Annotated in this window: 16 protein-coding genes; 6 read left to right on the forward strand and 10 right to left on the reverse strand. The window is 66.3% G+C overall.

What is annotated here, in order from left to right; genetic code table 11:
* Positions 1 to 161 precede the first annotated feature (161 nt).
* Positions 162 to 692 carry an isopentenyl-diphosphate Delta-isomerase gene (idi, locus tag AC5RW2_RS01150; protein ID WP_494073491.1) on the forward strand — a complete coding sequence of 177 codons (531 nt, stop codon included), beginning with the start codon at positions 162 to 164 and terminating at the stop codon, positions 690 to 692.
* Positions 693 to 752: 60 nt separating this feature from the next.
* Here the strand turns inward: idi and AC5RW2_RS01155 are convergent, their stop codons facing one another.
* From AC5RW2_RS01155 to AC5RW2_RS01175, 5 genes are all read right to left on the reverse strand, one after another.
* On the reverse strand, positions 753 to 3119 hold the full coding sequence (locus tag AC5RW2_RS01155) for a putative bifunctional diguanylate cyclase/phosphodiesterase (RefSeq protein ID WP_494073492.1): 2367 nt from the start codon (positions 3117 to 3119) through the stop codon (positions 753 to 755).
* A 260-nt stretch (positions 3120 to 3379) separates the two neighbouring features.
* Positions 3380 to 3919 carry a hypothetical protein gene (locus tag AC5RW2_RS01160; protein ID WP_494001603.1) on the reverse strand — a complete coding sequence of 180 codons (540 nt, stop codon included), beginning with the start codon at positions 3917 to 3919 and terminating at the stop codon, positions 3380 to 3382.
* A 50-nt stretch (positions 3920 to 3969) separates the two neighbouring features.
* Complete coding sequence (locus AC5RW2_RS01165; RefSeq protein ID WP_494001602.1) at positions 3970 to 4458, reverse strand: pyridoxamine 5'-phosphate oxidase family protein; 489 nt, start codon at positions 4456 to 4458, stop codon at positions 3970 to 3972.
* Between the two features lie 162 nt (positions 4459 to 4620).
* The gene (locus AC5RW2_RS01170; RefSeq protein ID WP_494001601.1) at positions 4621 to 5106 is read right to left on the reverse strand and encodes an SRPBCC family protein; all 486 of its coding nucleotides are present in this window, start codon (positions 5104 to 5106) and stop codon (positions 4621 to 4623) included.
* Entirely contained in the window at positions 5103 to 5405 is a 303-nt protein-coding gene (locus AC5RW2_RS01175; protein ID WP_494001879.1) for an ArsR/SmtB family transcription factor, read from the reverse strand. The genes AC5RW2_RS01170 and AC5RW2_RS01175 overlap by 4 nt, the downstream gene beginning before the upstream one ends.
* Positions 5406 to 5580: 175 nt before the next feature.
* On the opposite strand from AC5RW2_RS01175, the gene AC5RW2_RS01180 reads away from it, so the two are divergent.
* From AC5RW2_RS01180 to AC5RW2_RS01195, 4 genes are all read left to right on the forward strand, one after another.
* The gene (locus AC5RW2_RS01180) at positions 5581 to 6498 is read left to right on the forward strand and encodes a LysR family transcriptional regulator (protein ID WP_494073493.1); all 918 of its coding nucleotides are present in this window, start codon (positions 5581 to 5583) and stop codon (positions 6496 to 6498) included.
* Positions 6499 to 6862: 364 nt separating this feature from the next.
* Positions 6863 to 8125 carry an MFS transporter gene (locus AC5RW2_RS01185; RefSeq protein WP_494073494.1) on the forward strand — a complete coding sequence of 421 codons (1263 nt, stop codon included), beginning with the start codon at positions 6863 to 6865 and terminating at the stop codon, positions 8123 to 8125.
* A gap of 100 nt (positions 8126 to 8225) precedes the next feature.
* The gene (locus AC5RW2_RS01190; protein ID WP_494073495.1) at positions 8226 to 9521 is read left to right on the forward strand and encodes a M20 family metallo-hydrolase; all 1296 of its coding nucleotides are present in this window, start codon (positions 8226 to 8228) and stop codon (positions 9519 to 9521) included.
* Positions 9518 to 10957: an amidase gene (locus AC5RW2_RS01195; RefSeq protein WP_494073496.1), complete on the forward strand. Its 1440-nt coding sequence runs from the start codon at positions 9518 to 9520 to the stop codon at positions 10955 to 10957. Before AC5RW2_RS01190 ends, AC5RW2_RS01195 begins: the two co-directional genes overlap by 4 nt.
* 29 nt (positions 10958 to 10986) lie before the next feature.
* On the opposite strand, the gene abc-f is transcribed toward AC5RW2_RS01195, so the two are convergent.
* The gene (gene abc-f, locus AC5RW2_RS01200; protein WP_494073497.1) at positions 10987 to 12624 is read right to left on the reverse strand and encodes a ribosomal protection-like ABC-F family protein; all 1638 of its coding nucleotides are present in this window, start codon (positions 12622 to 12624) and stop codon (positions 10987 to 10989) included.
* A 213-nt stretch (positions 12625 to 12837) separates the two neighbouring features.
* On the opposite strand from abc-f, the gene asnB reads away from it, so the two are divergent.
* Positions 12838 to 14358 (forward strand): asparagine synthase (glutamine-hydrolyzing), encoded by a 1521-nt coding sequence (asnB, locus tag AC5RW2_RS01205; RefSeq protein ID WP_494073498.1) that lies wholly within the window; start codon positions 12838 to 12840, stop codon positions 14356 to 14358.
* Between the two features lie 122 nt (positions 14359 to 14480).
* Here the strand turns inward: asnB and AC5RW2_RS01210 are convergent, their stop codons facing one another.
* Genes AC5RW2_RS01210 through AC5RW2_RS01225 form a run of 4 tightly spaced genes read right to left on the reverse strand, consistent with a single transcriptional unit; the run spans position 14481 to position 18106 of the window.
* A complete protein-coding gene (locus tag AC5RW2_RS01210) occupies positions 14481 to 15419 on the reverse strand; it encodes a glycine betaine ABC transporter substrate-binding protein (protein WP_494073499.1) in 939 nt (312 codons plus the stop codon).
* 29 nt (positions 15420 to 15448) lie between these two features.
* Positions 15449 to 16246, reverse strand: a complete 798-nt coding sequence (locus AC5RW2_RS01215; protein WP_494073500.1) for an ABC transporter permease — start codon at positions 16244 to 16246, stop codon at positions 15449 to 15451.
* A 1-nt stretch (position 16247) separates the two neighbouring features.
* Positions 16248 to 17465, reverse strand: a complete 1218-nt coding sequence (locus AC5RW2_RS01220; RefSeq protein WP_494001596.1) for an ABC transporter ATP-binding protein — start codon at positions 17463 to 17465, stop codon at positions 16248 to 16250.
* Positions 17462 to 18106, reverse strand: a complete 645-nt coding sequence (locus tag AC5RW2_RS01225) for an ABC transporter permease (RefSeq protein WP_494014493.1) — start codon at positions 18104 to 18106, stop codon at positions 17462 to 17464. The genes AC5RW2_RS01220 and AC5RW2_RS01225 overlap by 4 nt, the downstream gene beginning before the upstream one ends.
* Positions 18107 to 18202 lie beyond the last annotated feature (96 nt).

The following is an 18202-nucleotide window of genomic DNA, read 5'->3' on the forward strand; positions in this document are numbered from 1 at the left end:
CGTTGCTTATTCCCTTGTGCCGAAGCATGCCGCCCGCCCGCCAGGCAACTCGCCCTTCAGACAAACGGCCCTCTCCCTGCCGCCCATACAATGGCTGGTATGAACATGACAGACCGCCGGGAGCTCTCCCGGCAACGGCAGCTGCCCGGGTCCGGGCCGACATGACGGCGGAAACAACCGAGCAGGTAGTGCTGCTGGACGAGAACCTGAAGCCCGCCGGCGTCGCCGACAAGGCCGAGATCCACACCGGCGAGACACCGCTGCATCTCGCCTTTTCCTGCCATATTTCCGACGCCGAGGGCCGCGTGCTGGTGACCAGGCGCGCGCTGAACAAGCTGACCTGGCCGGGCGTCTGGACCAACTCCGCGTGCGGCCATCCGGCCCCGGGGGAGGAGATGGCCGACGCCGTGCGGCGAAGGGTGCGCTACGAGCTGGGGCTCGGGCTGGAAGACCTGAAGCTGGTGCTGCCGGACTTCCGCTACCGCGCGGTGGACGCCTCCGGCATTGTGGAGAACGAGTTCTGCCCCGTCTACACGGCGCTGGCCGCCGGCGAACTGTCGCCGCGCGATGACGAGGTGGCCGAATACCGTTGGGTGCGCCCCTCCGACCTGCGGAGCGCCGCGACCGCGGCGCCGTGGGCCTTCAGCCCGTGGATCGTGCTTCAGCTGCAGGCCCTGGAACGACTGGCCTAGCGTCCGCAGGGATTGGTGCGGGCACTGCGGCGTCAGCCGGATGCCGGACGGCCCGCGCCTTTAGGTAGCAGGCGAATGTTCGGCCGTCCGTCCGGCCATGGCCGGACGCGAATCGCGGCGGGACGGCGCCGGCAGCGCCGCCGTCCCGGAGGTGACCAGCCGGGAGATGAGTTCGTCCGGCCACATGGGCCGGCCGAAGTAAAAGCCCTGGGCATTCAAACCCGGGCAGCCGGCCAGCCACTCCACGGCCTCGGCGGTCTCGATGCCCTCGATCACCACGTCCGCCTTCAGCGCGGTGAACATGGCGATCAAATGGCTGACCACGATGTTGCGGGCGGTTTCGTCGTCGTTCGGTGCGCTTCCGTCGTCGCCGCTGACCAGCGAGCGGTCCACCTTGACGATGTCGAAGGGGAACTCGGTCAGCGCGTTCATGGATGAGTAGCCGGAGCCGAAGTCGTCCACGGCGATCCTGAACCCCTCGCTGCGCAACTGTACGAGGGCTGCCCGGGACTGCTCGGACATCTTGTCCAACGAGTTTTCGGTCAGCTCCACGATGATGTTCAGCTCCGGCCCTTCGGCGCGCATCCGCCGCAGCCGGTCCACGACGGGGGATCCGGTGGCGAGCTGGCCCAGCTCCACGTTGACGGAGACGGAGCGGACGCTGGTGATTTCGCTGATGCGGGCCATCGCCGCCGCCGCACCATCGATCACCTGGATGGTCAGCTCGTTGAGCAGGCCCAGCCGGTTCGCCTCGGTGACCAGCCGGTCCGCCGGGATGTTGCCCAGTTCGTCGTCTGCATAGCGGGCCAGGGCCTCGAATCCGACGATCGCATCCAGGTCCAGCGAAACGATGGGCTGCAGCGCCACACGCAACAGGTGCCGGCGGATGCCGCGTTCAACCGCGACAGCCAGGCAGGCTTCGGCCTCCGAGCCGTCGCGCTGTGCGTCGCGCAGCCGCTGCTGCAGCCGCTTGGAGCCGTACATGCCGGAATCGGCGTTGCGCAGCAGCTCCTCGATATTGGGTGCCGGGCGATCCGAGTACGCCACGCCGGTGCTGGCCCGCACCCGCAGTGTGTTGCCGCGGGCGGTGAGCGGGCGTGCGATCGCGGCGGCGATCCGTTCGGCGGCGGCGCGGGCGCCGGTTTCGCTGGTGACGTCGCGGAGCACCACGACGAATTCGTCGCCGCCGATGCGCGCGGCCACGTCGTCCTCTCGGATTTCCGAGCGTATCCGCTGCGCGGTGGCGGTGAGCAGCAGGTCGCCGACGTCGTGGCCGTGCCTGTCGTTGACGGTCTTGAATTCGTCCAGATCCAGGTAGACGACGGCGATGGCCTCGCCGGGGCGGCGGCCGGCGTTGATCTCGGCCAGCCGCTGCCAGAGGGCGCGCCGGTTGCCCAGCCCGGTGAGCGCATCGGTGTCCGCCTGCAGCCGCAGTTCGTGCACCAGCTCATCGTGCCGGACCATGATGCTGCCGACGTGTGCCAGCGCGTCGAGCACCTGCTCGTCTTCCTCGGTGAACTGTGCGCCGCCGTTCCGCGAGGCCACCAGGTAGTTGTCGCCGTGGTCCCAGCGACGCATCCGGACACCGATTTCCCTATCTTGCGGCGCTTCCGGACGCAAGGACACGCGGTCGGCGCGCACCGAGGCGCTGGCGGCGGCGAGGAGGGTCCGGTCGAGCCCGTCGGGGCTCCACGGCAGCTCGAGCGAGGCGTCGACCAGGCCGGTGAGGCGGCGGCGCAGCTCGCGGTTGCGCAGCCAGCCGGTGACCGCCAGCGCCAGCACGGACGCGAAGACCAGGAGCAGTGACTGGACGCCGTCGTGGCCGAACCGGAGGGCGGCGTACTGGGCGGCCAGGCACAGGAGCAGATTGATGGCCAGCGTGCACAGGGCCGGCGCCCAACCGATGCCGTTGCGGAAGGTGCTGCTGCGCGTGGCCGTGGTGGCGAAGGCACGCTCGACGGCAATCGCCGTCATGAAAAAGGCCAGCCAGCCGGCCAGCAGTGCGGCCGGCCACGCAAAACCGCCCGCGTGGAAGGCTTGGAACACCGCAACCAGCACGGCGGAGGCGAGCAGCCGGCTGATGAACCAGTACACCTCTCCCCAGCGGAAGCGCCGGAAAACCACGCGGGTGGCCAAGAGCCCGACTCCCACCACCGCCACCGTTTCGTGCAGCGGGGCGGTGAGGTCGTTGCAGACGATCACGGCAGCGGTCATCGCGGCGGTGGTTTGGCGGCGCATGAGCGGCGTATCCACGCGCAGGTGCCAGGCCAGCACCAGCATCAGCACGGAGAGGACGGCCACGAGGTCGAAGCGTGGCGGAGCGACGATCGAAGCCGCGACGACCTGGCCCAACACCAGCAGCCCGGCAGACGAAATGCCGGCGATGGCAGCCCACGCGAAGGCGGCCGCCGCTTTGGTGGCCGTCATGATGCTGCCGGCATGCCCGTTCCCCACTTCTGCCGTCCCGCGTTAACGTTTCAACCATCGTAACCGTGCAGCGCGCCCAGCCCGTGCAGGCAGCGGCTGACGCTCCGAACCAGGGCGGGCCACGGGGGAAGCCGGCGCCCGACGCGCGCCTTCGTGGCCGGCACCAGCCGCGGAAAGACGGAGAGCAGGTGGCCCGCCCGAACGCGGCACCTGTCCGGCTCGCTCCGGACATTGCACACCGCGTGGGCGGGCCTTCACCTTTAGTGCTTGAGCAGCCCCTCCAAGAAGGTGGCGGGCCGCTGCATTTCGCCGTGCTTGGCACCGAGCACGATGACCGTGCCGGCGAAGGCCGGGATGGTCCACTGCAGCAGCTTGAGTTGCTTCTGCGCGGACTTAAGCTCCGGTGACGCCATCGGTGACGGCTCGGTGGCGCCCTCTGCACCCTGTTCGGCCATCTTCTCCACCTTCTTGCCCAGCATTCCGGCGTAGAGGGTGACGGCCGCGCCGGCCAAGGTGACGACGGTCTTGATGACGGTATTCCGCGTCACCCCTTCCTGCTTGACCATCCTGCCCTTGTTGCCCGCCAGCAGCGGCAGGCCGGAGGCAAGGTGCGATACGAAAGCCACGGTCTGGACCGGCGCCCACTTCATCCAGCCGATGCTGGACAAACGGGTGCGCTCGCGCGGATCCTGGGCGGCGGCGGCAGCCCCGTTAAGCCCGATGGCGCCCATCAGGGAACCGCCGAACCAGGCGGCGGCAGTAAGGTCGTGCACAGAACGGGCCAAAAGATTTCCGGACATTGCTGACTCCTTAAGTGCGTGCTGTGGTGCCGATCGGCAGATGCCTCCGGCTAGAGGTTGACGACGTCGTTCTTGCCGACGTCGTCTGCTTGCTTCCCGGTGACCATTCCCTTGGCCAGCTTGAACAGCGTGGCCACCTTGGGGGAATCCGGCTTCCAGTATTCGGCGGTGTGGGCCTCGACCCGGAGCAAGGCCACCGTGGGGTCGTCCTTGCCGTTCTCAAACCACGGTTCCATCATGGGGCCCCACAGTTCGTCGATCTTCGCCTGGTCCCGGACGATGGAGGCGGTGCCCGAGATGGACAGGTAGCCGTCCGACCCGCTGACCGACACATTGACGTGCGGATTGGCGCGGATTTCGTTGGCCTTGGGCGAGGGATCGTGCGTCACAAACCACAGGTCGCCGTCGAACTCTGCTTCCTGTAGTGCCAGGGGCCGACTAAACAGTTGGCCGCTGGCATTGACCGTGGTGAGGACGCCGATGTCGGCGTCCTTCAGGATCTTGGCTACTTCCTTGCGTCCTTCATCATCGTTCGCCATGAAACCACCTTCCGACTAGGGTGCAGGGAATCCTCAGCATACTTTCTAATTCCGAGGAGGCCAATGGTGGTGGCGGGCGGGAACCTTTGAACAGGGAAGTGCGCGCGGCATGAGGCCGGAGCCTGGTCGGCTTCGGCCTCATGCCGCGGCGGTGCCGCCTCTTTACGCGGTGCGGGCGCCGGCGAGCAGTTCGTCCAGCCGCTCGTAGCCTTCGCTCATGCCGCTTTCCATGCCGGACTGGGCCATGCCGTCGCGCGCCTCCAGCGTGGGGTAGACGGAATGTCCGATCAGTTTGCAGCGTCCGTTGCCGAGGTCCTCGAAGGTCATGAACTCGATGCTCACGACGTCCGGGTAGCCGCCGAACTCGAAGGTCTGGATGGCGAACTCGTTCTCGCGGACCGTGTGGAATATGCCGGTAAAGGCGTACTGTTGGCCGTCGGGTCCGGTGTGTAGGTAGCGGTAGCTGCCGCCGGTGCGGAAGTCGTAGTGGTCGACGTCCATCTTCATGCCCCGCGGGCCCAGCCACTGCTTGAGCAGGTCGGGATCTTTGTGTGCGCGGAAAACGTCGGCGACGGGGTAGTCGAACTCGCGTTCGGTATCGATGAACGGAAGGCCCTCCGGGAGGGTGACTTTGAGTGAGTTGCTCATGGTTTGTCCTTGGATAGTTGGCCGAGCACGGCGTCCAGTCCGCGGTACTGCGCCTCCCGAACCAGCCGGTACTGGTCGATCCACGCGGTAAGCGCTTCGAGCCGTGCAGCGTTCAGGTGGACGGGCCGGCGCTGGGCATCCCTGCTGCGGGTGACCAACTGTGCCTGCTCGAGGACCTGGATGTGCTTCGAAACCGCCTGCTTGGAGATTTCGAAGGGCTCGGCCAGCTCGTTGACCGTTGCCGGTCCGCGGCTGAGCCGGGCGATGATGCGGCGGCGGGCCGGATCTGCCAGGGCCATGAACGCCCTGTCCAGAAGGGCCTCGTCGCTACGATCGGTCACGTTATTCAACTCTTCCTTTGATCAACCTTTCGGTTGACTAAGAAGTTACTCCGCTGGCGACCACAGGTCAAGGGGTTGTGGCACGATTCGGAATGTCAGGGGAGGGCGGGTCTGGGGTCTGACAGGATGAAGCATGGCCAAGTCCTTCACCCTTACCCAACTGCGCTACTTTGCGACGGTCGCCGAGACCGAGAACATGACGGCCGCCGCACAACGGCTGAACCTGACGCAGTCGGCGCTGTCCAATGCGATTTCCCAGCTTGAGCAGGACCTGGACGTACAGCTCTTCATTCGGTTGTCGCAGAGGGGGCTGAAACTGAGTCCCGCCGGACGACAATTCGCCAAAGACCTGAACGCCTTCCTCGAGCACGCAGATTCCCTGTACGAGTCGGCGCGGGGCCTGTCGCAAAATCTCACCGGCGAGCTGAAGGTAGGGGTCTTCGGACCGCTGGCGCCCTTCCGGGCACCAGTCATCCTCCAGGCCTTTGAAGCGGAATACCCGGACGTGCACGTTTCATTCCTGGAGGGCGATCAGGAGTTTCTGCGGCGGGCCTTGCTCGAGGGGCATTGTGAACTGGCGCTGATGTACAGCATTGGGTTGGGCGGCGGTTTCACCACTCAGACGGTGGAGCACATTCCGGCGCACGTGTTGGTTCAGGAAGGGCATCCTCTCGCTGCAAGTCCTGACCACGAGGTGGCGCTGAGGGATTTGGAAGAGGAACCGATGATCCTGCTGGACCTGCCGCATACCCGTGAGTACTTCATGCAGTTGTTCCAGCTTGCAGGTTTGAAGCCCAATATTCGTCACCGGGCAACCGGCTATGAGACTGTCCGCTCCTTCGTTGCCCGTGGCCATGGTTACGCTGTGCTGAATCAGCGGCTCCACCACAACCTGACTTACGCGGGCGGGGGCGTCGTTCCGCTACGGCTTGTGGATCAACTGCCGGCCATCGAGGTCGTGCTGGTGCGACCCGAGGGTGTGACGCCCACCCGGCGGGCCCTCGCGTTCGAAGCAGTGTGCCGCGCGCTGTACAGCGCGGACAAAACCTAGGCATCCCGCTGGCTGCGCCTGGCCAAACTTCGGATTCATTATTTCGATTACAAACGCAGAAATTATCTGTTGGACAGATGTGACGTGGCCCACTGAGACTGGACATCATTCCAACAGGTTGATCCACCCCTGGCCGAACCTGCAAAGACGCGGGATCGTACGAGGATCAGCCGCAACCTTCAGGAGGACTTGCGATGGACTGCAGTCGGTTAAGATCCACGTCGTGTTCCGGGTTACACGCGGAGTCGGGTAAGGGCCGCAGTTCCTCCCGCCTCTGGCGGCAGTCATGACGGTGAATGGAGCCCGGACTACATCGGGATCCGCAGACGCCACAGCCTTCTCACAGTCGAACAAAACCACCGGGATGCAGAAGCGCGTCCTTGCAGGTGGCAGTGTTGGGCAGTTTATTGAGTTCTACGACTTTTCCCTCTACGGTCTCTCGGCAGTGACGCTCTCCCAGCTGTTTTTCCCCGGCGAGAACCCACTTATCGGGCTGTTGGCCACCTTTGCCACGTTCGGTGTCGCCTTCATCGCCCGGCCGATCGGAGGCCTGTTCTTCGGACAGCTGGGCGACCGGATCGGCCGACGCCGCGTCCTCTACATCACGCTGGTGACCATCGGCGGTGCCACGGCCGCCATCGGCCTGTTGCCGCCTTATGCCGCCATCGGAGCTCTCGCACCTGCACTGCTGGTACTGTGCCGGCTGCTGCAGGGGTTCTCGGCAGGCGGAGAATCCGTCGGTGCCCCGGCCTTCGTTTTCGAACATGCGCCCGTGAATCGCCGCGGTTTTTGGCTCAACATCACCCTTGCCGCCACCGCGCTGCCGTCCGTCGTGGCCGGCGCGATGATCCTGATCCTCAACCAAAGCCTTTCCGATGAGGCCTTCTTCTCATGGGGCTGGCGCGTACCGTTCCTGCTGGCGTTGCCGCTGTCCCTGTTCGGTGTGTGGATCCGCTCCAAAACCGAGGAGAGCGCGGCTTTCAAGCAGGTCGCTGAGAAGCAGAAGAAAAAGGAGTACAGCCCGGTTCGCGAGGCCTTCCGCGAGAATAAGGTCCGGATGCTCCAGGTCGTCTTCGTCATGGGCTTGACCGCCATGGGTTTCTACTTCCTGTCCGGTTATTTCGTTGGCTACGTGCAGACGACCGGCAACTTGACCCTGCAGGCGTCCCTGCTGGCGAATGCATCGGCGATGCTGTTTTACGCTTTGCTGCTCCCGGTCGGCGGAATCATCGGTGACAAGGTCGGTCGCAAGCCGATGCTGATTGCAGGGTCGGCCGCGATCGCATTGCTGGCCTTCCCCTGTTTCATGCTGGTGACCAGCGGCTCGCTGGGCCTGGCAATTCTGGGACAGCTGCTCTTCGTCGTTCCGCTATGCATCTACGGCGGCGGCTGCTACACGTTCTTCGTGGAAATCTTCACGACGAAGACCCGCTTCACCTCGGCCGCCGTCAGCTACAACCTTGGATACGCGTTGTTCGGCGGAACCGCACCCTTCATCGGCACCGCGCTGGTGAACGGCACAGGTATCTCTTACTCGCCGGCCTACTGGCTGTGCGGCGCGGCGATCATTGTGTTCCTGCTGCTCACGCTGACCAAGGTTCCGGAGACCCGCGGACGCCTCGGCTGATAACGGGAGCCGGGGGGACCGATACTCCTTCCGGCTCCCGCAGGTTCCGCCCTCCCGGTTCCCACCGGCAGCTCACGTATTAGGTATTAGGAGTTTTGTTATGTCCGCTGAAGCTTTCCTCAAGGACTTTCACCACGTTGCCACCATCGGGGCCACAGCAAACCACGGTGTGCATCGGCAAGCCGCTACCGAGGAAGACCGGCAGGCCCGGGACTGGTTCACCGCTTTTGCAGCCGAGCACGGCTGGGGCGTGCGCGTGGACGGCATCGGCAACATGTTCGCCTTGATCGAATTCCAGCCCGCTGCGAAATTCGTCATGATCGGTTCCCACTTGGACAGCCAGCCGTTGGGTGGTCGCTTCGACGGGGCGTACGGCGTGCTGGCCGGGTTGCACGCTGCTGCCCGGATCGAGGCGCACGTCAACGCGACAGGCAACGTTCCGCCGTTCAATCTGGCGGTGGTGAACTGGTTCAACGAGGAAGGCGGCCGCTTTGCACCCTCCATCATGGGTAGCTCCGTCTTCGCGGGAATCATGGATCGTGAGCAGATGCTCGGCGTGAGGGACCTCCAGGGAGTCTCCGTGCGGGAAGCCCTGGCGTCGATCGGCTATCTCGGAACGGAGGAGGGGCCCGAAGCAGTGAGCTACGCGGAGATCCACATCGAGCAGGGCCGCATCCTGGAGCGCGAGGGCCTGACCATAGGCGCCGTGGACTCGAGCTGGTACACCCAGAAGCTGGATATTGAGGTCCTCGGCGAGCAGTCCCATACCGGCGCTACCGCCATGGCAGACCGGCACGATGCGCTGGTTGCCGCCTCGAAGATTGTCCTCATGGTGCACGACGTCACGCGCAACTTTGAGGAGGAGGCGCTCGTGTCCTCGGTGGGGCAGCTGACGCTGGAACCGAATTCGCCGATCGTCGTGGCTCGCCGGGTGCACCTCGTAGCTGATTTGCGCTCCAACAGCCCCGAGATTGTGCGCTCCGCACGGGACAGCCTGCTGGCAGACATCTCCCGGCTTGCCGAGGAACACGACATCCGGATCAACGTGAAGGACTTCGATGTCCGGGCCAACCAGTACTACCCCGAATCCGGTGTCGTGTTGACTGAGAAGACGGCCGAGAAGCTGGGACTTGGGGTCCGCCGTATGCAGACGATGGCAGGGCACGACTCGGTAGCGATGAACCGGATCGTGCCATCGGTCATGGTGTTCATTCCGTCAGTGGACGGCGTCAGCCACTGCGAACGCGAATTTACCAAGGATGCGGACATGCTGGCGGGCCTGGATGCCCTGACCCAGATCGCGTTGGAACTGGTTTATGGTGCGCTGTCGTCGGAAGACTCGGTGTCGGGAGAGTTTGGCCTCGGGGACAAGTTCACTGCAGGAGCCAGGTCATGACCGAGCTGCATTACCTCAGTGCAGTGGACGCGCTGCGGCTGTTCCGCGCTCGGGAGATTTCCCCTGTCGAACTGATGGAAGCGGTCATAGAACGCATTACCGAGATCAACGGGACCGTCAATGCGCTGACCGAGACGATGTTTGAGGAGGCCCTCGCCGAGTCGCGGGAGGCCGAGCTGCTGTACCAGCGCGGCGAGTTCGACGGCGGACCCCGAGGCCTGGATTCCGCGCCGCCGTTACTGGGCTTGCCGGTGGCCGCCAAAGAGAAGCATGCCATCGCCGGCCGAAGCTTCTCGCAGGGGCTGTTGGCGTGCGCCGGCGAGACCGCAGCGGCCGATCACCCGATCATTGGGCGGATCAAAGCCGCCGGAGGAATCCTCCATGCCCGCACCACCTCGCCCGAATTCAGCTGCGCCACGGTGACACACAGCCCGATGTGGGGAATCACCCGGAACCCGTGGAACCCGGAGTACTCGCCGGGCGGATCCTCCGGCGGGGCCGGTGCAGCGCTGGCATCCGGGATGACGGCATTGGCGACGGCCTCGGACATCGCGGGTTCTACCCGGTTACCCGCATCTTTTACCGGAACCGTCGGTTACAAAGCGCCGTACGGCAGGATTCCGGGCATGCCGCCTCTTTCCAGTGACTGGTACCGCGGCGACGGCCCGATGGGCCGCACGGTCGCCGACACCGCGCTGTTGACCAATGTGATGGCCGGACCGCACCCCACGGACCACACCTCGGTGGGGCCGTCCGCTCCTTTGCCCTTGGAATTTGCGCCGGTCCACCACATGCGGATTGCGCTGTGCATCCGGCTCGGGGACTACCCGGTCACAGGAGAGATCGAGGCCAACACCCGCGCCGTGGCCGCGGCTCTGGAGGCAGCGGGTGCCGTCGTCGAGGAGATCGAACTTCCTTGGTCCCATCGGGAGATCAGCGATGTTATCTTCACCCACTTCGGGCACATTCTCGGCCCCGCCATGGAGGCAGCCACCGCAGGCGCCACCGAGCAGTTGGCCGCCTATACGCGGCGCTTCATGGCCGACGCGCGTGAGGCGTCGACGCGCCACACACTCCTGGACGGACTGCAAGCCGAGTCACGTATCCAGGGGCAGCTGGCCCAGGCCATGGACGGATTCGACGCCTTGATCTGTCCCGCCTCAGCAGTTCCTGCGCTCAAAGCCGACGCCGACTACCTCGACGGGATTGACGTAGACGGGCAACATCTCGAGCACTACTGGGAAGCGCACATGACCGCGCCGTTTAACATCAACAACCGTTGCCCCGTCCTGGCCGTGCCGAGCGGACTTTCCGAGACCGGGATACCGACGGGTGTGCAAATCGTCGGTAACCCCTACGACGACCTCACCGTCTTCCGCATCGGTGCTGCCGTGGAACAGATGCGCCCCTGGTCCGGGATGCAGCCGGCACTCTAACCCCGTACTGAACCGGAGGTCCGAGGGACTCAGCGGACGGTGACCTGGCCGGCGTCGACGTCCCAGCGGGTGTCCAGCCGGACGTTTTCCAGCAGCCGGCGGTCATGCGAGACCAGCAGCAGCGTGCCGTCGTAGCTGTCCAGCGCCTGCTCCAGCTGTTCGATGGCGGGCAGGTCCAAGTGGTTGGTGGGTTCGTCGAGGACCAGCAGGTTCACGCCGCGGGCCTGCAGCAGGGCGAGGGCGGCCCGGGTGCGCTCGCCGGGGGAGAGGGCGCCGACGGCGCTGGATACCTGGTCGGCCTTGAGGCCGAACTTTGCCAGCAGCGTGCGGACCTCGGCCTGGCTGTAGTCCGGGACCAGTGCTTCGAAGGCGGTACCGAGCGGCCGGTCCTCCGCGAGCTGGCCGCGCGCCTGGTCGATCTCGCCGATGGCGACGCTGGCACCCAGCCCGGCGGCGCCGTCGTCGGGCTGCTGGTGTCCCAGCAGGAGGCGCAGCAGGGTGGATTTGCCCGCGCCGTTGGGGCCGGTGATGCCGATGCGCTCGCCGGCGTTGACCTGGAGCGAGACCGGGCCGAGCGTGAAGGCGTCGCGGCGGACGGTGGCCTGGTTCAAGGTGGCGACCACCGAGCTGGAGCGCGGGGCGGCGCCGATGCTGAACTGCAGCTGCCACTCCTTGCGGGGCTCCTCCACCTCGTCCAGGCGGGCGATGCGGGACTCCATCTGCCGCACCTTCTGCGCCTGCTTTTCGGAGGACTCCGTGCTGGCCTTGCGGCGGATCTTGTCGTTGTCCGGATTCTTCTTCATGGCGTTCCGGACGCCCTGGGAGCTCCACTCGCGCTGGGTCCGCGCCCGGGACACGAGGTCCGCCTTCTTCTCCGCGAACTCGTCGTAGGCGTCGCGGGCGTGGCGGCGCGCGACGGCCCGCTCCTCCAGGAAGGCGTCGTAGCCGCCGTCGTACACTGCCACCTTGTTCTGGGCCAGGTCCAGCTCCACCACGGTGGTCACGCAGCGGGCCAAGAACTCGCGGTCGTGGGAGACGAGCACCGCGCCGCCGCGCAGGCCCTGGACGAACGACTCCAGCCGGGCCAGCCCGGCCAGGTCCAGATCGTTGGTGGGCTCATCAAGCAGGACCACGTCGAACCGGCTCAGCAGCAGGGCCGCCAAGGCGGCGCGTGCGGCCTGGCCGCCGGAAAGCCCGGTCATCGGGGCGTCAGGGCCGACGTTCAGGCCGAGCTCGGCCAGCATGGGCGGGATCCTGTCCTCCAGGTCCGCGGCCCCGCTGGCCATCCAATGGTCCAGGGCGGCGGCGTAGGCGTCGCCGGCCTGCTTGGAGCCGGAGCCCAGCGCCTCGGCCGCGGCTTCCATGGCGGCGGTGGCGGCCGCCGCACCGGTGCGGCGGTCAAGGTAGGCGGCGATGGTCTCGCCGGGAATCCGCTCGTGTTCCTGCGGCAGCCAGCCGACAAAGGCGTCCGAGGGCGCCGTGCTCACGGACCCCGCCAGCGGTGCGTCCGCGCCTGCCAGGATCCGCAGCAGCGTGGTCTTGCCGGCACCGTTGGCGCCGACCACCCCGACGACGTCGCCCGGCGCGACGGTCAGGTTCAGGTTGGAGAACAGGGTGCGGTGGCCGTGGCCGCCCGAAAGGTCCTTGGCCACCAGCGTTGCAGTCATGCCTACCAGTCTAGAGAGCGGCGGCGGGTGGTCCGGACCGTGCCGGCTCCACGGCGGCGAACGGTGGAGCCTTTCGGCCTGGCCCGCGACCGGCCGATAGGCGCGGGCGCCGGCTGGCTATGCTGGAGAAGTCGCGTCGCAGCGCCTGGGGCGGACAGAGCCCGGCCGCATGCGGCGCCGGATTTGTTGAACAAGCGCGAAGGCGGGATGCAGATGTCAGGGATAGTGGCTGCCCACGGGGAGTTCGATGCGACAGCGGGCGAACGGATGCTGGACCGGTTGGCACACCGTGGACCGGACGGATCGGGGTCGCGCCGGGTGGGCAGGTCCTGGCTCGGCAGCCGGCAGCTGTCCATCGTCGATCCGGAGAACGGGCAGCAACCCCTGGCCGGCCGGGACGGCGACGCGTGGCTGGTGGGCGACGGCGAGATCTACAACTACCGCCGGATCCGCGACCGGCTCGGGCAGGAGGGTTTCCGGACCCGGTCCGATCTGGAGGCCGCGCTGCGGCTGTACGAGGAGCTAGGCGTCGCCGCCTTCGACAAGCTCTGGGGTCCGTTCGCCTTGGTGATCGCCGGCGAAGACGGGCGTTTCGTCGCCGCCAGGGACCTGCTCGGATTGTCCCCGTTGTACTGGGCGCGGCGCGAAGAAACCGTGCTGTTTGCCTCCGAAATGAAGGCGTTCGACGACGAGTGGCGGCCTTTCGTGGAGCCGTTTCCGCCCGGCCACGCCTGGACACCGGAGGACGGCCTGATGGCAGGGCCCGTTTTCCCGGCCGGCGCCCCGGTGCTGCTCAAGAGCCGGCGGCCGGACGAGGATCCCCCGCAGTGGGTCTTCGATGCCCTGCGCGACACCCTGGTCCGGGCGGTGGAGCGCAACCTGGAGGCCGACGTGCCGGTGGGCGTCCTGTTGTCCGGCGGGGTGGACTCCAGCATCGTCACGGCCGTGGCGGCCCGCAAGGCCGCCGAGCGCGGGAAGGTTTTGAAGACGTTCGCCGTCGGGCTGGAGGGAAGCGCGGACCTGCTCGCCGCCCGGGTGATGGCGGCCGCCGCGGGGACCGAGCACCACGAGCTGGTCTACACCGCCGAGGATGCGATCGCGCTGGTACCGCAGGTGATCGCGGAACTTGAATCCTTTGACCCGACGCTGGTGCACAGTGCGGTGCCGAACTTCCTGGTGTCCCGGCTGGCCGCCGAACACGTGAAGATTGTGCTGGTGGGCGAGGGGGCCGACGAGCTGTTCGCCGGCTACTCGCATTACGGCCGCCATGACTCCGGCGAGGCGCTGCACGAAGACCTGCTGGAGACCATCGAAGGCATGCCCATCGGGGGACTGCAGCGGGTGGACCGGGTGGCCGGTGCGCACGGGATCGAGCCGCGGTTGCCCTTCCTGGACCTGGACATGGTGGAACTGGCCTTGGCGTTGCCGCCGGCGTGGAAGTTGACGGGACCGGAGCGGCCCGCCAAATGGCTGTTGCGCAAGGCCTTCGACGGGATGGTTCCGCACGAGGTGCTCTGGCGGCCGAAGGAGCAGTTCGGCGAGGGCACCGGCATGAACGACGTGCTCCGCGAACACTTCGAAGCCTCGGTCAGCGAAGCCGAGCTCGAGCAGGAGGCAGGTGTGTTGGATCCGCCGGTGCGGACCCGCGAGGAACTCGCTTACTACCGCATCTTCGCCGCCGCCCTGCCCGGGATCGATGCGCAGAAGACGGTGGGACGTTTCGCGGAGGCCTGATACGCGGGCCGTTTCGGGGAGCCCGGGACTGCGGCGGATTCGGTAAGGCCTGATGCGGCAAGCGGCCGCCGGTCGTGGTGACCGGCGGCCGCTGGCCGTTGCGCGGAGGCAAGGTCCGGTGGCTAGCCCACCAGGCCCTGCTCCTGCAGCCACTCCTCGGCGACGTCGCGGGGATCCTCGCCGTCGTTATCCACCCGGCCATTGAGCCCGGTGATAACTTCATTGGTCAGTGCGGCGCTGATCGGTGCCATGATCTCCGCAATGGCCGGGTACTCGTCCAGGGTTTCCTGGCGCAGGGTCATGGAGCCCTGGTACGGGACGAAGAATTCCTTGTCGTCCTCCAACACGGTCAGTTCGTTGGAGATAACCCGCGCATCGGTGGAGAAGACTTCGCCGAACTGGCAGGATCCGCCGACCTGTGTGTAGATGAGGTTCAGGTCCAGCTCCACTACCTTGCTGAATTCAAAACCGTACGCCTTCTCCAAGCCCGGGAGCCCGTCGTCGCGGTTGATGAACTCGCTGGCGGCGCAGACGGCACCCTGGTCCGGGTTCTTCTGGATGAACGCGGCGGCTTCGGTCATGTTGGTGATGCCTTCGGCCTCCGCGAACTCCTTCTTGGCGGCGATCCGGTAGGTGTTCTCGAACGGCGCCGGTTCCAGCCAGGCGACGCCGTTCTCCGCGTCTTCCTTCGCGACGGCTGCGTAGAGGTCTTCCGGCACGTCCTCGGTGGTGTGGCCGAGGACATTGACCCAGCCGGTTCCGGTGTAATCCCAGTAGAAGTCCACCTGGCTCGACTGCAAGGCCTCGCGCACGGTAGCGCTGCCGGAGATGCCCGTCTTGTCCTCGACGGTGGCACCGGCATCCTCGAGCGCGACCGCCGCGATCTGGGCCAGCAGGATCGATTCGGTGAATTCCTTGGAGCCCGCCGTGAAGTGCGCGCCCGCGAGCTCGCCGTCGCCCGTCGCCTCGGCGGCCTCGCCGCCGCCGCAGGCCGTCAGCAGCAGGGCCACTCCGGCGCCAAACGCGGCGAACGCCGTCTTCCGTGAAATATTCGCTTTCATCATTCCTCTTTCGTCATGCAGGGGATGGCCTAGAGCCCTTTCGGGCGCAGGAAGTCTTCGGCGATGCTCGCCAGGTAGTCGATCAGCAGTGCCAGCACCGCCGTGAGCGCGGCGCCGACAATCTGGACCAGCACGCGGTTGGTTGACAGCCCGGCCACGATGATGTCGCCGAGTCCGCCCGCGTTGATGTAGGTCACCAGGGTGGCCGTACCCACGTTGATGACCAGCGCGGTACGAACGCCGGCCAGCATGATCGGCACCGCGAGGGGCAGTTCGAGCCGGCGCAGGACGCCGAACTTGGAGATGCCCATGCCCCGCCCGGCTTCCAGCACGGATTCGTCGACCTGCTCCAGGCCCACCATGGTGTTGAGCAGCACCGGGATGATGGCGTAAAGCACCAAGCCCACGATGGCGGCCTGGAAACCCAGGAACAGGAAAGCCACGGCCAGCAGGACCAACACGGCGATGGTCGGAACCGCCTGTCCCAGGGTCAGCAGGGTAATCAGGTAGGGGCGGACCCGGCGCATGGCCGGCCGCGTGAACAGGATGCCCAACGGCACCGCGATGACCAACGTCAGCAGCGTGGATACCGCGGTCAGCTGCAGGTGCCGGCCCAGGGCGGCGGCCAGGTTGGCCGGGGCCAGGGCACGCGCCTCGATGCTGTCCAGTTCCTGCGAGCCGACATACAGGTACAGCGCCAGGCAGGCCAGCGCCAGGATGGCCGGCACCAGCAGGTAACCGGTCAGGGTCCTGCGCCGCGTCCTGGCCGGCGGCTGGGCGGCAACGTCTTGGTCGTGCACCGTGTGCTGTGGTGCGGCAGCGGCCACGTCAGCCACCCGCCTGTACGGCTTCGGCCACCTCGCCCAGACCGGCCCGGGCTCGAGTGACCGCCGTGTCCCGCATGGCGCGGATGGCCTCGTTGATCTGTTCGATATCCACCACGCCCTGGTAGACACCGTGCGAGTCCACCACGATGGTCACGCTGTACCGGGCGGTGATGAGCTCGTTGAGGGCATCGGACAGGGTTGCGCGGGGTTCCACCATGGCTTCCGGCGGCAGCCCCACCTCGTCCAGCGCGCGTGTGCCTGCCCGATGCAGGTCGTCCGCACCCACCCAGCGGCGGGGCCGCCCGGCGTGGTCGAGCACCAGGAGCGCGGAGCGGTCGCTGCGCCGCAACTGCTCCAGCGCGTCCTCGGCCGGGGTGTCCAGCCGGACGGTCGGCCACTGGGTCAGCTCGATGTCGGCCACGCGGCTGAGGTTCAGCCGCTTCAGGGAGGCGCCGTTGCCGATGAAGTCGGAGACGAAATCATTGGCAGGGGCGGTCAGGATCTGCTCCGGGGTGTCGTACTGGGCAATCCGGGAGCGGTCCTGCAGGATGGCGATCCGGTCGCCCATCTTGATTGCTTCATCGATGTCATGGGTGACGAACACGATGGTCTTGCGCACCTCCGACTGCAGGCGCAGGAATTCGTTCTGCAGCCGGTCCCGGGTGATCGGGTCTATCGCCCCGAACGGTTCGTCCATCAGCATCACTTCCGGGTCTGCGCCCAGAGCGCGTGCCACCCCTACCCGTTGCCGCTGCCCGCCGGAGAGCTCCTTGGGGTAGCGGTTGCGGTACGTCGACGGCGGCATGTTGACCATGTCCAGCAATTCGTCCACCCGAGCGGAAATCCGTTTGGCGTCCCAGCCCAACAGCTTGGGCACGGTGGCCACGTTTTCGCCGATGGTCATGTGCGGGAACAGGCCGACCTGCTGAATGACGTAGCCAATGCGGCGGCGGAGCTGGTCCGGGTCGGTGGTGGTGACGTCCTCTCCGTCCAGGATGATCCGGCCGGAGGTGGGCTCGATGATCCGATTGATCATCTTCATGGTGGTGGTCTTGCCGCATCCCGACGGGCCGACCAGCACCACGATCTCGCCCTCGTGGATGTCCAGGGTCAGGTCGTCGACCGCGTTGTCCTTCTGTCCGGGAAACCTCTTGGACAGGTTCTGTAAGCGGATCTTGACCGGCCTGGGCTGGGGGGTCTGATGGTCGGAAGCGGTCATCGGATTCCTTTGGAGGTAGTCAGCTTGCGGACGGTGTGGAAGAGCAGATCGAACAGGATGGCGAGGACAATCACGCCGAGGGTTCCGGCCAGGACCATGTTGACAGCCACCGGCGTGCCCACCCGGGCGAGGCCGGTGAAGATCAGCTCTCCGTAGCCGGGGCCCAGTACGATCGCGCCGATGGCAGCGATGCCCAGCAGGACCAGGGTGGTGACGCGGATGCCGGTGATGATCACCGGCCACGCCAGCGGCAGTTCGATCCTCAGCAGCCGCTGGGTTCGGCTCATGCCCATGCCCTTGGCCGATTCCACGATGGCAGGATCCACTTCGCGCAGGCCGGTGATGGTGTTGCGGACGATGGGCAGCAGGCCATACATGGTGAGGGCGACGACGACGGGCAGCGCGCCCAGGCCCAGGGGGCCGATGAGGAGGATGAACAACGCGAAGGAGGGGACGGTCAGGAAAGCACCGGTGACCGCGAGGACTGTTTCGCGCGGCCGTTCGTGCCGATAAGTCGCGATGCCCAGGCCGACCCCGATCACGGTGGCGAGCATGACCGCAACGCCCACGAGGATGGCATGCTCGATGCCCATTTCCAGCATGTCGTCGGCCCGTTTCGCGAGAAACTCGAAAAAGTTCACACGTTCCTTTCTGTAACCTCTGCCGGGAACAAGACACGGAGAGACCGAGGCTAGTGTGGTTTCTGTTGCCGATGTGGCAGGTGGTACGACTGCCCG

The organism is Arthrobacter sp. B0316-1-20 (genome assembly GCF_059091865.1).